Source organism: Paenibacillus hunanensis (assembly GCF_014645615.1).
In the GTDB taxonomy this organism is placed as follows: Bacteria; Bacillota; Bacilli; order Paenibacillales; family Paenibacillaceae; genus Saccharibacillus; species Saccharibacillus hunanensis.
In genome coordinates, this window is sequence record NZ_BMMB01000005.1 from 245,658 (window position 1) to 259,923 (window position 14,266).

A 14,266-nucleotide genomic window follows, 5' to 3' on the forward strand; every position below is an offset into this window, starting at 1 on the left:
ATGGTCTATAGCCTACTTTCTATTACCCCTGATCGTACCGTCTATTGCTTTCATTTGTACCATAACGGTATTTCTATACAGGAAACCCGATAAAGCTAGATTGCTCCATTTCCGTGATTGGTATCTGAATGCGATGAAGAGTCTGCCTGCTCGGCTTGCTCTGTCTTCTTCGCATCGCCCAGCAGATCGACCTTGATCACATCATCCACCAGCTTCAGCGCTGCCGCTCCAAGGCCACTACGCTGCAAGGCTTGCTGGAGTAATTGCTCATCCTGATTGCCCTGTACGACCATATCTGTACGAAGCGTCTGCTGTCCCTGATCCATAAGCGAAACGCCCAGCTCCAGCAGTCGATCCACGGTAAATGGCTTTTGCAGATACTTTTCATCGGCTTTCTCGGCAAAGTCACCTGGCTGATCCAGCGCGGATGAAACGATCACCGGTACATCACGGGTTAATGGATGACTTTTGAGGGCAGCAATAAAGTCCCAGCCGTTTTTCGGCCCTTGCAGATGGATATCAACGATGCACAGTAACGGTGGTTGCTTCGCCGCCTGCAAGCCCAGAATCGCTTCCTCTGCATTGTTCAGCGTCAAAATCTCATATTGCTGCTCTTCAAAGGTCGCCGCGATCAATCGGGATAGGTTCTCTTCATCCTCAATCACCACAATATGCTCATCCAGCACAGGCACCTTGAGCTTCGGCAGTCTGACGATAAATGTACTTCCCTGACCTAGCTCGGAATCGAAGGTAATCTCTCCACCCAGATCATTCAGAATTTCCCGTACAATCGCCAGTCCAAGGCCGGTACCGCCAATCTGACGGCGATCCGAATTATCTACGCGATAAAACTTACTGAACATTTTATCCTTCGCTTCCTCTGGAATGCCCAGCCCGTAATCCTGTACTTCCACCAGCCAGTTCGCTTCATCCTCAAGTAGCCGTACATCGACCCGATCGGTGCCTGGAGAATACTTCACCGCATTACTGATCAGATTGTGCATCACCTGAGTGATACGATCCTGATCGGCACGTACCAGTGCTGTATGCTCTGGCAGCTCGGCATAGACACCATGCTCCTGCTTACCATCCCACTGCATCGCCACATCGCTAACGATAGCGCGCAGATCGAATGGCACAAGCGTATAGGTCTGCTTCCCAGATTCCATCCGCTGCAAATCCAGAAAATCATTAATCAGATTCGACAGACGATTCGCTTCCCGGTGAATCGTCTCCATGTATTTCTTCGCCTTCTCTGGCTTCACTTCGCGGTTCAGCAAAATCTCCACAAAGCCCAGAATACTTGCCAGCGGTGTACGCAGCTCATGGGATACGATGCTGACAAATTCATTTTTCATCTGGTTCGCCTGTTCTTCCTCTGTGCGATCACGCAGTACGATCAGATGATATTCCTGTAGATCTGCACCGGTAATCAGATTAATGTACATTTCCATATGATGAATACTGCCATCACGTGCACGAAGGCTGAACTGAGTTCTCCAGTTGGTCAGATGCTCCTTCACTGCATGTGTAATCTGTTCGCTCAGCTTGTAGGTGCCCGTATGTTGCTTATCAAGGAAGGTATTCAGACTATCGATCGATGCGCCTGTCTTGAGATCCGGTAAAACAGCGCTCACCTGTGCATTGCAAAATGAGATAACCCCGTTATGATCAAATAGCACAAGCCCTTCCTGTAACGAGTCAATAATCTCCTGAATCGCATCGCGCTGCTGCTTGATCATCAGCTTTTCCGATTCCAGCTCGGCATTCAGCTCCGCCAGACGGACGCCCTGCTTACGACGTTCCTCTCCTGCAAGCTGTGCCTGATACGCCAGACCGAACTGATTGATCAATCCCTCTGTTAGCATACGATCCTTAATATTTACAGCCAGACTGCCATAGGTTGTGAATAGTAGATAGCCGATCACCTGCATATCTTCATCAAAGAGTGGATAATAATGATCATCTGCACGCTCATAGCCTTGATGCAGCCCAATCTCTTCACCACTGAGCGAGCGACTACGCACGACCGGTCTACGTTCCTCGATCACTTCCAGCGCTGGCCCGTATAATTGCTCCACTCTGCGTCCTGTATCATGCTGTGGCCAGCCTACGGCATAGATCATTCGAAAAGAGCCTGCTGAATCTGCCTGATTGCGTACGACCAGCATAACGGCATCATGATGTGTAGCATGCATTAACGCACGCAGACTGTTTTCCAGAAAATCCTTCATACTACTAAAGCCAGTTAGCTTTTCTTGATACGAATTGATCAATTGTAGCTGGCTTTCGCGTTCGGTCAGCTTATCCAAAATGATCGCTTGCTCATGCTGCTGCGCTAGAATTTCTTCATTTTGTGCTTCCATCTCATCGTTTTGCTGCTCCATCTGCTGCAAGCTATATTCATTCTGTTGCTGACGCTCGCGCAGTTGATCAGACATATGATTGATCCCGCCGATCAGGCTCGTAATCTCATCATTAGAAGTGCGCTCCTCTACATGCAAATATTCGCCATGACTAATCCGTCGTACCGCAGACTCCAGTTCGACCACAGGACGGATCATCGACTCGCGCAAATACCGCACCAGCAGTAACGCAGCAACCAGACCTAAAATGATAAAGACGAGCGGAATGAACAGGACGATCGAGTTCAGCCGCTGGCTTTGCTTCATTAATTGATTCACCTGAGCACGTTCATTATTAATTAGTTCATCCAGCTGGCTATTCACCGATTGGACAAGAGCGGTTGTAACATTACGGGATGTGCTCTCGATCTGATCCTGCTTCCCCTGCTGCTTATAGCTTTCGATCAGTGGAAAATAACTGAAATATTCGCGGCTTTGTCGATCTAGCTCTGCGAGTGCACTTACATTCTCCTGATCGTTAACCGACTGGGCACGGTACTGGCTCAGATCTTGCAGAAAGCGATCTCGATCTGACTCTGCCTGCACCTGAAATGTTCCCACACTAAAAGCAAGATATGCTCGGAAATTCGACACCGCCGAGCGATACGATTCGTCGATCATTTGCAAGCGATTCTGTTGATCCAGATGCTGATTAATTTCGGTATTGATATCCGTTACCTGTTGCTTGAATGCCCATTCCACCGCAAAGATAATCAAGCCAAAGATCAAAAAGGCAATGATTGTCCAACGGGTCACACGCCGGGTCAAACCGCCATTTGGCATCAGGCGTCCTCCCTTTCAAGCAGCTCCTCGGCTGCATCGATCAAGGCAAGCGGACTGAACGGCTTGGACATGAATAAGGTCACCCCTGCCTGCTCGGCACGTAAACGATCCTGCTCCTGTGCCTTTGCAGTCAATAGAATGACAGGCTTGCCTGCATTCGCATTCCCGCTCGCGCGCAGCCATTCACACACCTCAATGCCTGTTGCCTCCGGCATCATGTAATCAAGCACGACCAGATCATATTCCTGCTGGGCTAGACGATCCTTCGCCAGCTGTCCATCCTCTGCCTCGGTCATCACGTACCCTTCATCCTCAAGCGTCTCCATCAGTAAAAAACGTAGTGCTGGTTCATCCTCAGCAATCAAAATCTTTTTCTCTGTCATCCTTTTGCCTCCTGTATCCGTCAATATGCGCCATGCTATGTATAGTGAGGCGACCGAGACAGCCCCTATCACATCTGGCGCTTCCGCAAATCCTGTTCTTTTAACATAATATTGAAATTATTTAAAACAATAACAATTGTATATTACCACAATCATCGACATTCTGAATAAATCAGAATAGCATCGATTCCAGCACTCCGTATCGTATAGGATGAACTCGAATACAATGATCCACTAAGGCGATGAGGTAGCAATACATACAGAAACAGAGTAGCCCAATAGCTAATTATTGATAATTATCGGCAAATGATTTCCATTCGCAAATAGTACATCATTCTTATCTGTAAAATGGCACTACCGCTGCGTGTTAGCTTCAATCCTTATTCGTACAAGTCGAACAGATGGATGACTGAACTGAGCAGGGCGACGAGCAAAATAGACGCTTTTGCAAAATATACAAATTTTAAGCGTTACGCAGGATGCGGAAAAGAATGGATATGGTATACTACATATGTAGTTGAATTCACATTGTGGAGAGGGGTTTTACCGCGATTATGCTTCAATTCAGTCCCTCCTTTTTACAAATAGGCTCGACTGTCGGACTGCTTGTTATCGCTCTGACTGCGATTCTGGTGCGCTCGCGTACCAATCATAGACCGGTTAATGCCAAAAAAATTCTGATTCCGCCACTCGGTATGAGCACAGGCTTTTTCATGTTTGTGGTGCCGGACTTCCGCGTATCATGGATGTGGGCAGTAGGTGCATTTCTGGTCGGCTGGTTTATTTTCTCGTATCCGCTCATTCGGGGCACACGCTTCGAGCACAATGGCACGGATGTAGTCGTTCAGCGCTCCAAAAGCTTTCTATTCATTCTGCTCGGACTGCTGCTGATTCGTCTGCTGCTACACCGTTTTATCGAGCATTATATTACTATTCCGCAGACAGCGGGTGTGTTCTTCATCCTTGCCTTCGGAACCTTGCTACACTGGCGCCTCGATATGTATCGTAAATATCGCGCCATCCGTGAAAAGGTGGAATCCGGTTCATCCGTCTGATTCCATCAGGATATCGGACATATCACGCGTCTGTACTGTATATACAACAAAAGCTAAAGTCTCTTTTCGACTTATGTAATACTGCTCTAATGATGAGTGCAGTATTCCACAGTCGAGAAGGCTTTAGCTTTTTTGCTGTGATGCTGAACTATTTAGTGCTATAGCGTTATAGAAAGAAAAGTTGAGAAGCTCAAGCGAGTCCTCACGTTCCTACTGGTATCCTGTAATAGGGCTGTACAGCATCCATATCAGCTATCCAACTACTCTGGAAAATATAGCACAAAGAAGCAACCTGGATACCCTTGAAACCTACCTACTGTGCGATGAGAACGGACTGAATTAATTCTCTTCATCCTCTGCTACACGCACAAGCTGTTTACCCAGATTCTCACCGCTGAATAGCCCGATAAATGCTTCAGGAATATTATCAAAGCCGTCGATAATATTTTCACGGTATTTCAAGCGTCCTTCGCGTACCCATTGTCCCAGCTCACGCAGTCCTTCTTCTTGCTCAGCAGCGTAGTCGCCCACGAGGAAGCCTTTGAGCAGGACGGTTCGTGTGAGCAGCATCGGTAGGATACGTGGCCCAAGCTCTGGTTTTTCCTGATTGTACAGCGAGATTTGTCCACACAGCGGAATACGTGCATTGCGATTCAATAACGGAATGACCGCATCGGTAATATCACCACCGACATTATCAAAATACACATCAATCCCATCCGGGCATGCGCGCTCCAGCGCTTCGGCTAGCGGCTGATCGGTTTTGTAATTGATCACTTCATCGAAGCCCAGCTCTTCCTTGAGGTAGCGATTTTTCTCATCTGATCCAGAAATACCGATGACGCGCGCGCCTTTGATTTTACCGATCTGTCCAACGATCATTCCAACCGCACCACCTGCACCGGACACCACCAGTGTCTCACCAGGCTGCGGATTACCAATACGCAGTGTGCCAAAATAGGCGGTCAAGCCCGTCATACCGAGCACGCCAAGCGCTGTTGTGATCGGCGCTAGCTCCGGATCGATGCGGCGACAAGCCTTGCTGTCTATGATGCCATACCGCTGCCAGCCCCAGCCACCAGCGACGATATCGCCTTCCTTAAATCCATCGGCACGGCTATGCAGCACACGACCGATCGAGCCACCTGTGATCGGCTCGCCAATCGCATACGGTGCTGAATACGACTTCGCATCCTTCATCCGACCGCGCATGTACGGGTCAACGGACACATATAGTGTTTTTACGAGTAGCTGTCCATCCTCGGGCATATTGAGTTCTTCTTTTTTCACTGTAAAATGCTCCAGCGCTGGTGTGCCTGCTGGGCGACTTGCTAGTGCGAAGTATTCATTCATTTGTTCTGCCATATTATATTCCTCCTCATATCTTCGATCATTGCAATACGAATGATTGCATGTAGGATTGAAGTACATACACGAATGAAAGTGCCACTGGTGCATGCACGGTAGCTCACGTTATTATTTACCCCAATCGCCACATCTTATGACACCTGTATTCCAATCCTAACTCTGCGCTGTCTGTAATCCACTACACACTATTATATATTTATATTTACATATAGTGTGATATAGTCCATTAAATACTTACAAAGAGTTAACTTATATAACACATTTAGCAGTTACACCTGAATAAAAAGCATGTATAATGTCAATTGTGGAATGTATTTTAACATTCCTTATTGTTGATGCTGTCGAATGTGAGATGAATGATTAGGACGCTAGCCGTTGTTTATACGTTGTCTGTATGAAGGAATGCTTGCGTCATATTTATAAAGAGTGGAGGCTGTGCATTTGGGTAGAAAGAACAGAAAAGTAGCCATTGTTGGAGTCGGTATGGTCGGAGCAGGTTGTGCGTATTCGATGATCAATCAGTCCATTGCCGATGAGATTATGATGGTTGGACGGACACATGAGAAGGCAGTCGCTCAGGCACTCGACCTGTCACACTGCATGGACTTTACCTCACATCGTACCAAGGTATATGCTGGTTCGCTGGAGGATTGTGGTGATATGGATATCGTTATCATTACAGCAGGTGCGAATCCGAAGCCAGGCCAGGATCGCATGACCGTATTGCATGAGGCAGCAGCGATTACGAAGGACATTATCGATCCGATCATGGCGAGCGGATTTGACGGAGTCTTTATCATTGCAGCGAATCCGGTCGATGTGGTGACCTATCTAACCTGGCAATTTTCCGGTCTACCACGTGGACGCGTGATTGGTACAGGTACATCGATTGACTCCTCTCGTTTGAAAACGATTCTGTCTGACGTCTTCTCCATCGACCCGCGTAGCGTACACGGCTATGTACTGGGTGAGCATGGCGAATCCCAATTTGTTGCATGGTCGCACGTAACGATCGGCGGTAAACCACTACTGCATATTTTAGAACAGCATGCTGAGCGTTTCCCTGAACTAAGCATGGAAGACGTAGCACTCAAAACGCGTGATGCAGGCTGGGAAATTTTCCTCCGTAAAGGTCATACCCAGTTTGGTATTGGCAATGCACTCGCCCACATCGCTCGCTCTATTTTGTACGATGAGCATCGGATTATTGCTGTGTCTGCGATTCTAGATGGCGAATATGGACAGCAAGATGTATGTACAGGCGTGCCAGCGATCATTAGTGGAAATGGTATTGAAGAGCTGATTGAGCTACGCTTGAATGAAGAAGAACAAAAGCAGCTGGAGCATTCCTGTACGGTGATTCGTACCGCGATTGAGCAGGTACAGGTGACGGTGTAAACGATGCAGACAAGCGTGGAAATAGTGAATTGTATGCATTAGAGTGGTTTGGATGGTTTCCGTAGTATGAAGTAAACTATCAGCCTGGTATAACGAAGTATAATGCTGGTTGCTACCCGCCTATCTAATCGAATGGACGTTATATTACGAGCATTTTATAGGTTTTGTCTATGAACTTATAGGCTAATATGAATAAGCAGCAAGGAAGAGCTTGCTTTATGTAGCACATCTTCCTTGCTGCATTTGTATATGACTTCAATAATAAGAACCTTAAAATAGACTACGCTCTACTTTTATCTCTATTTTCAAAATAAAAGCCAATTCTATGTATTTCCTTCATAGTATTGGCTTTTTTATTAAACATCTAAAGGTCACTTATCGCCTGGCTTCCTATTTGTACAATATGCTCTCTACAGTATGATCCGCAATTAGATGTACCTCGTAGCATCTTGCCCGTTTATTTCACCGTTAGCACCGGACACTCTGCATGCTGAATCACCTTATGACTCACACTGCCAAGAAACAGCTCGGATACGGTACTCATTCCGCGCGTACCCATGACGATCAGGTCGATATTCTGCTCCTTCGCGGTATCACAGATTACGGTTGCTGGATCACCTGTATGGTAACGTACATCGTAAGCAACACCGGTTGTATCCAGATATTGACGATACGGCTCGGTCATCTCACGTCCTTCTTCGTCCAGACGTATACCTACATCGACACCAAGCGGTGGTTCCGCAACCATCATCGTTGGATTCACATGCAGCACCGTCAAATGCGGTGCGGTCTGTAACGATTGTGCCAGCTTAACCGCATGCTCTAATGCACGCTGTGCATGTTCAGAGCCATCCACTGCGACCAGTATACGCCCATACGCTGAATTACCATGTAGTTCTGACATGTTCTTTTCCTCCAGTATGTGTAGAATTTGTACGCAGCAGACGCAACTTGTTTATCCCTGTAATGAACAAAAGAAGCCGAAGTTAACGTCTACTTACGCAAACAGCTCAAGATTACTCAGCAAAGGTAAAGGCTACGGCTTGTATTCATTCCAGCATTAATGTCCGTGCGATACGTCAATATCTGCCAGATGACGACGACGAACGATCAGCACAACAACAGCGATCAGTACCATCGCGCCACCGAAGTAAAATGGTGTTGCTGAGTTGTACCATTCTGCCAGCTTACCCGCGAGGAATGGCGATACCGCACCACCAAGGAAGCGGACAAAGCTGTAGGCTGCGGAAGCAACCGAACGTTCCACCGGTGCCGATTCCATAACCGCTGTCGTGATCAATGTGTTATTAATACCGAGGAAAATACCAGCCACGATAACGCCGATAATGACCAGTACAGGTGAACCAAATGCTGCGCCCAGACCCATAAACACCAGATCCAGTGCGAATAAAGTCAGCATAACGCCCATCGAGCCTGCCAGATTAAAGCGTGCTTGCAGCTTCGGTGCGACGAATACGGAAGTGATCGCCAGCAAAATACCCCAGCCAAAGAATACATAACCAAGACCGTGCTCATCCAATCCCATTACATAAGGAGAATAAGCCATCAGGGTAAAGAAACCAAAGTTATATAAAAATGCGACAATCGCGAGTGTTTTCAATGCAGGGAATTTCAATGCTTTAAATGGATCGGCAAGCGAGCTGCGTGTTTTTGGTTTTGGAATTTTAGGCAGCATCACTAAGATAAATACAAATCCGATCAGCATCAGTACACTAACGCCGAAGAACGGGCCACGCCACGAGATCGAACCGAGCTCACCACCAAGCAGTGGGCCAACGGAAATACCAAGACCCAGTGCCGCTTCGTACAAAATAATCGCTTTGGCTGTACCGGAAGTGGACAGACCAACAATTGCGGACAATGCAGTCGCGATAAAGAGGGCATTACCCAGACCCCAACCACCACGGAAGCCAACGATTTGACCGATCGTATCAGACATACCGCCAAGTCCAGCAAAAATAATGATCAGGACAACGCCGCTAAGCAGCGTCCATTTTATACCAATCCGGCTCGATACAAAGCCGGTAATCAGCATCGCCAGACCTGTTACAAGGTTGTAGCTGGTGAATAGCAGCGATACCTGACTGGGTGTTGCATGAAGCTGATTCGCAATCGCTGGTAAGATCGGGTCTACCAGTCCAAGACCCATAAATGAAATGACACAGGCAAAGGCAACTGCCCAGACTGCTTTCGGCTGAGATAATAATCCGCCTTGCTTAGGCAGCTCTTTGACTGAAGCTGTTTTTGTACTCATGTTGCAGGTTCCTCCCTTATATGTTGCTCTCTATTTATTAAATTTCAATTATTGTTGGATCAAGCAAAACCTTGCCTGACAACATGCCGGTCATTGGTTTGCCGGCATGCTGGATGATGTGGTCATGCATTCGATGTGAATTGGCCGCGTGTGCTCCTAGTGGGCTTCTATCTACAGATTATTTAATGCTCTGCTTCTGCACGTTCCACCGACTGACGCCCCAGCCTCTCCATGCCTTCACGTACTTGCTGGCGTAGCTGCTCGGCTTCTTCCTTAAAGCTCTGAATCGTACGCATTTTGCTCTCCATCATATCGAGCTGCTTGCCCAGCGTGTCGTCAATCTCTTCCAGCTGACGTCTGCGCTCCTCCAGATCGGTAATACTGCGGTAACGCTCACGCTGTCCGGTGAGCATTTCAACCACCTCGATATACCGATGCAGCTCCTGCAAGGAAAAGCCAAGTACATCGCGCGCACTGATAATTTTTTTGAGCCGTTCGATATCCTCACGTGTGTACAGGCGAGTATTACCCTCGCTTCGCTGCGGGGACAGCAGACCAATCTCTTCATAGTACCGAATCGTTCGCTTTGTCAGATTGCATTCGCTGGCAACCTCATCGATTTTGTACAATGTCATGGTCACCCCTCCGTTTCATTATTTAAATAATTACATATCGTATATGAATATATTAAACCTATTTAACGTTAACGTCAACGTTATGAGAACGGTTTTTTGGAGTTTTTTGTGGGTTTTCAGAAAAAAAATGTGTTTTCTTAGGTGTGGGCGTGCATTCTCAGGGCACATTTTTAAAACTTGAATTCAATTGGCATGGTTTTAGCGCAATACGTTGGTGGTGCTGCAACCACTTCGGCAAGGAATAAGGGGACGGACTCGGGTGGAGCCGCGGGAATCTACGGATTAGGATTAAATGTAGATTCCCGCCCCTCCAAAGTCGTCCTTTCCCCTTATTTCCTTGCCTTCGTTCTGTGCGGGTTGTGGTATTTTTTTATAATCTTCTACTTTTGAATGATTTGAGTGGCTTTTGATTTTAAAGGTTGGCTAGCTCTTAAAAAAAATGCATAAAAGGACGTAAACATTAATATGGAATGTACATATGATTCTGAGGTGGGGGTACAACTAAAAAACTCCATTGGGGTGGAGGAAGCAGAGGGAAGGGAATTGGGTGATTGTTAGTGGAGGCTTGACTTCGATAGCGTTATAGCTGAAAAGTTGTATTTAAATGAGGGGCTGTACTTGTAAAGTTAGATGGGTCGTGGATATAGTGATCTTTTGAGGTTATATATTTAGAGTTATACATTAAGATGACATACGTACAAAAAAGAGCTGCACTTCCTGAATGGATCAGGTGTGCAGCTCTTTTGTTATATTGTGGAGTGGAGGATAGTTTATCTGTCCACTTATTGTTCAAGTAATGACTTTAGCTTACTTGTTGGATTTTTCTACGGCGTGGCCGCCGAATTCGTTGCGCAGGGCAGCTACGACTTTGCCTGTGAATGTATCGTTGTCCAGGGAACGGTAGCGCATCAGCAGGGACAGGGCGATAACTGGAGTTGCCATTTGCAGATCCATTGCTTCTTCGACTGTCCATTTGCCTTCGCCGGAGGAGTGCATGATGCCCTGGATTTCTTCCAGACGTCCGTCTTTTGCGAATGCATTTTCAGTCAGTTCCATCAGCCAGGAGCGGATAACGGAGCCGTTGTTCCATACGCGAGCTACTTTTTCGTAGTTGAAGTCGTATGGGCTTTTTTCCAGAACTTCGAAGCCTTCACCGATTGCTGCCATCATACCGTACTCGATACCGTTGTGTACCATTTTCAGGTAGTGACCGCTGCCTGCTTCGCCAGCGTATAGGTAGCCATTTTCAACAGCTGTATCGCGGAAGATTGGTTCTACTACATCCCAAGCTTCTTTGTCGCCACCGATCATATAACATGCACCGTTACGAGCGCCGCTCATGCCGCCGGATGTACCTGCGTCCATGTAACGAATGCCTTTTTGTTTCATTTCATTGTAACGACGTACGGATTCTTTGTAGTGGGAGTTCCCTGCTTCGATCACGATATCGTTCTCAGACAGCAGTGGAGCGATCTCGCCCAGTACGGAATCAACAACGCCGTGTGGAACCATGACCCAGACGATGCGTGGGGATTCCAGGTTGCTAACCATATCTGCAATTGTACCTACGCCTTGTGCGCCCAGGTCAGTAATTTCTTTTACTGCTTCTTTGTTCAAGTCAAAGGCAACCACCTCATGTTTGTGATCCATCAGGTTTTGTGCCAGATTCATACCCATTTTACCCAAGCCGATCAAACCGATTTTCATAGTATAGCCCTCCGTTGTGTTTGGGATGAACATCCCTTTTTTTATCTATAACCTGTGTAACCATCTATAGCCAGCGCTAGTGCGACTGCTTCCAGCACAGTCTGGCATTCTGCAAAGCCGGCAACCCGGCTCTGAAGGCATGGTGAATACGCTCTGTTTATCATTAACCAGAGCGTAAGCCAACCATTCATGTTGAAAAGAACAGCTTATCTCTTAGCGTGCAGAAGCGACGCCGGTACGTACCGGTGCTGCATTCTGGTCGCCCAGCCAGCGGAAGCCTTGCTCTGCCAGCAAAGCATCGGATGCTTCAGGGCCATAGGTGCCAGCAGCATAGTCATGCAGTGGCAGACTGTTGTCCGCGAAAGCTTCCAGAATCGGTTGAACCCACTGCCAGGACAGCTCTACTTCGTCCCAGTGTGCGAAGAATGTACCGTCACCGTTCAGGGCATCGCCGATCAGCAGCTCATAAGCTTCTGGATCATTGTCTGTACCCATGACGAATTCAGATGTCATTGGCTCCAGCAGACCTGTTTTCACGTTACGACGGTTCAGTTGTAGCGTGATTTTCTCTTCTGGATTGATGCTGATCGTCAGCATGTTCGGCTGACCATCGCAATCGACACAGATTTCGCTGTTTTGCATGGTGTTTTTGAATTCGATCACGATACGAGTCGATTTCTCTTTCATACGTTTACCTGTACGGATGTAGAATGGAACACCTTCCCAGGAGAAATCATCCACCCAGACACGCGCTGCTACAAACGTATCGGTGTTGGAGCCTAACTCGATGCCCGGCTCATCCTGATAGCCCTGTACTTCGCGACCGGATACAACGCCGTTCACGTATTGTGCACGTACGATATGCTTGTGTGCATCTTCTTTGGAAATCGGACGCAGTGCTTTAGCGATGTATTTTTTGTGGGAACGTACATCGTCTGCGGTATGTCCACCCGGCAATGTCATCGCCGTCATCATCAGCACCTGTAGCATATGGTTTTGTACCATATCGCGAATCGCACCGGTATGATCGTAGTAGCCTGCACGCTCTTCAACACCGACTACCTCGGATGCCGTAATCTGTACATTCGCGATGTGACGATTGTTCCACAGCGATTGAATGACTGGATTCGCCGAAGTGAAAGACTCCATGTTTTGCACCATCGGTTTGCCCAGATAGTGGTCAATACGGAACACTTCTTCCTCTGCAAAGGTTTTGCTCAGATGTTGGTTCAGCTGACGTGCGGATTCCAGATCATGACCGAATGGCTTCTCGATGATCAGGCGCTTCCAGCCTGAAGTGTTGCCCAGACCGCTCGCATTGATGTTATCTGCGATCACACCGAAGAACTCCGGTGCAACGGACATGTAGAACATACGGTTTTGCGGAATGTTCAGCTCGGACTCGCGCTGCTCTACCAGCTTCAGCAGCTCTTGGTAGCCTGCTGTATCGTCCACGTTCAAAATATGATAGCGAATCGAACGCAGGAAGGCATCCACCGTCTTGCGATCATTCGGAGTATTGCGGGAAAATTCCTGAAGCGACTGCTCAACATACGTTTGGAAGGTCGCATCATTAAATGATTTGCGGCCGAGCCCGATGATTGAGAAGGCTTCCGGCATTTTACGATCCACATACAGGTTGTACAAAGCAGGGAAAATCTTGCGTTTCGCCAGATCCCCGGTCGAACCAAACAATACAAATGTCATAGCTTCCATATCGTTTCTCCTCCAAAATGTACCTATCCCTTTTTCTCTATATAGCATGCGTACATGCTATGGGTGTATGGGCTAGTTCTCGTTATAGTACAAACATGACTCTTACCTACAGTATCGGTTGATATAGCAACTATATCGACAAAAAAATAAACGATTGCTCGCTTTTGATATACATCCTCTATACAGTTCATATAAACAAAGATACATATCAATTACTCAATCTTCGTCATAAAGTCAATCTTGCATTGTGTCTCTTTTGTGACAGTCAAGCTTACAAAAATTACAATAGACCTTGTGTCGAACAATGTCAAGATGAAAATGAAACTTTCACATTGAATATTACCGCTTACATCTTCATTTTTATTGCTTGCCCTGTCGCTTCATGCCTGTGATGCAGGGAAAACCAGGACGCTAGCTATAGAGAGCTAAGAAAATTTTGTCGATCGATTCGGTTCGTTCGCCTCGTTGACAGTTTCAGGTAAAAGTGATAGTCTAACGTCGATTCAACGACTATTTCTTATGCTGCATGAAGGAAATAGTT

General features: G+C 47.0%; 10 protein-coding genes. 2 read left to right on the forward strand and 8 right to left on the reverse strand.

Going from position 1 to position 14,266, the window contains the following annotated elements:
- Positions 1-95: 95 nt before the first annotated feature.
- Positions 96-3,188: an ATP-binding protein gene (locus IEX62_RS12280; protein ID WP_188775814.1), complete on the reverse strand. Its 3,093-nt coding sequence runs from the start codon at positions 3,186-3,188 to the stop codon at positions 96-98.
- The gene (locus IEX62_RS12285) at positions 3,188-3,571 is read right to left on the reverse strand and encodes a response regulator transcription factor (protein WP_188775815.1); all 384 of its coding nucleotides are present in this window, start codon (positions 3,569-3,571) and stop codon (positions 3,188-3,190) included. The genes IEX62_RS12280 and IEX62_RS12285 overlap by 1 nt, the downstream gene beginning before the upstream one ends.
- Before the next feature lie 554 nt (positions 3,572-4,125).
- Here IEX62_RS12285 and IEX62_RS12290 point away from each other — a divergent pair.
- On the forward strand, positions 4,126-4,626 hold the full coding sequence (locus IEX62_RS12290) for a CcdC family protein (RefSeq protein ID WP_188775816.1): 501 nt from the start codon (positions 4,126-4,128) through the stop codon (positions 4,624-4,626).
- Between the two features lie 339 nt (positions 4,627-4,965).
- Here the strand turns inward: IEX62_RS12290 and IEX62_RS12295 are convergent, their stop codons facing one another.
- Positions 4,966-5,991, reverse strand: a complete 1,026-nt coding sequence (locus IEX62_RS12295) for an NADP-dependent oxidoreductase (protein WP_229685747.1) — start codon at positions 5,989-5,991, stop codon at positions 4,966-4,968.
- A gap of 444 nt (positions 5,992-6,435) precedes the next feature.
- Here IEX62_RS12295 and IEX62_RS12300 point away from each other — a divergent pair, with 444 nt between their 5' ends.
- Positions 6,436-7,392, forward strand: coding sequence for an L-lactate dehydrogenase (locus IEX62_RS12300; RefSeq protein ID WP_188775817.1), 957 nt, complete (start codon positions 6,436-6,438; stop codon positions 7,390-7,392).
- 457 nt (positions 7,393-7,849) lie between these two features.
- Here the strand turns inward: IEX62_RS12300 and IEX62_RS12305 are convergent, their stop codons facing one another.
- The 5 genes from IEX62_RS12305 to zwf all read right to left on the reverse strand — a co-directional run bounded on the left by IEX62_RS12305 (position 7,850) and on the right by zwf (position 13,725).
- On the reverse strand, positions 7,850-8,296 hold the full coding sequence (locus IEX62_RS12305) for a universal stress protein (RefSeq protein ID WP_188775818.1): 447 nt from the start codon (positions 8,294-8,296) through the stop codon (positions 7,850-7,852).
- 156 nt (positions 8,297-8,452) lie between these two features.
- Entirely contained in the window at positions 8,453-9,667 is a 1,215-nt protein-coding gene (locus IEX62_RS12310) for an MFS transporter (RefSeq protein ID WP_188775819.1), read from the reverse strand.
- Between the two features lie 182 nt (positions 9,668-9,849).
- Positions 9,850-10,302: a MerR family transcriptional regulator gene (locus tag IEX62_RS12315; RefSeq protein WP_188775820.1), complete on the reverse strand. Its 453-nt coding sequence runs from the start codon at positions 10,300-10,302 to the stop codon at positions 9,850-9,852.
- Between the two features lie 807 nt (positions 10,303-11,109).
- Entirely contained in the window at positions 11,110-12,009 is a 900-nt protein-coding gene (gene gnd / locus IEX62_RS12320; RefSeq protein WP_188775821.1) for a phosphogluconate dehydrogenase (NAD(+)-dependent, decarboxylating), read from the reverse strand.
- A gap of 213 nt (positions 12,010-12,222) precedes the next feature.
- Complete coding sequence (gene zwf / locus IEX62_RS12325) at positions 12,223-13,725, reverse strand: glucose-6-phosphate dehydrogenase (RefSeq protein ID WP_188775822.1); 1,503 nt, start codon at positions 13,723-13,725, stop codon at positions 12,223-12,225.
- Positions 13,726-14,266 lie beyond the last annotated feature (541 nt).

Excerpts from the sequence above, each read along its gene's own strand:
- IEX62_RS12280 (WP_188775814.1), bottom strand. The coding sequence starts at position 3,188 with ATGCCAAATGGCGGTTTGACCCGGCGTGTGACCCGTTGGACAATCATT.
- IEX62_RS12310 (WP_188775819.1), bottom strand. The coding sequence starts at position 9,667 with ATGAGTACAAAAACAGCTTCAGTCAAAGAGCTGCCTAAGCAAGGCGGA.
- IEX62_RS12305 (WP_188775818.1), bottom strand. The coding sequence starts at position 8,296 with ATGTCAGAACTACATGGTAATTCAGCGTATGGGCGTATACTGGTCGCA.
- gnd (WP_188775821.1), bottom strand. The coding sequence starts at position 12,009 with ATGAAAATCGGTTTGATCGGCTTGGGTAAAATGGGTATGAATCTGGCA.
- IEX62_RS12295 (WP_229685747.1), bottom strand. The coding sequence starts at position 5,991 with ATGGCAGAACAAATGAATGAATACTTCGCACTAGCAAGTCGCCCAGCA.
- IEX62_RS12290 (WP_188775816.1), top strand. The coding sequence starts at position 4,126 with ATGCTTCAATTCAGTCCCTCCTTTTTACAAATAGGCTCGACTGTCGGA.
- IEX62_RS12285 (WP_188775815.1), bottom strand. The coding sequence starts at position 3,571 with ATGACAGAGAAAAAGATTTTGATTGCTGAGGATGAACCAGCACTACGT.
- IEX62_RS12315 (WP_188775820.1), bottom strand. The coding sequence starts at position 10,302 with ATGACATTGTACAAAATCGATGAGGTTGCCAGCGAATGCAATCTGACA.
- zwf (WP_188775822.1), bottom strand. The coding sequence starts at position 13,725 with ATGGAAGCTATGACATTTGTATTGTTTGGTTCGACCGGGGATCTGGCG.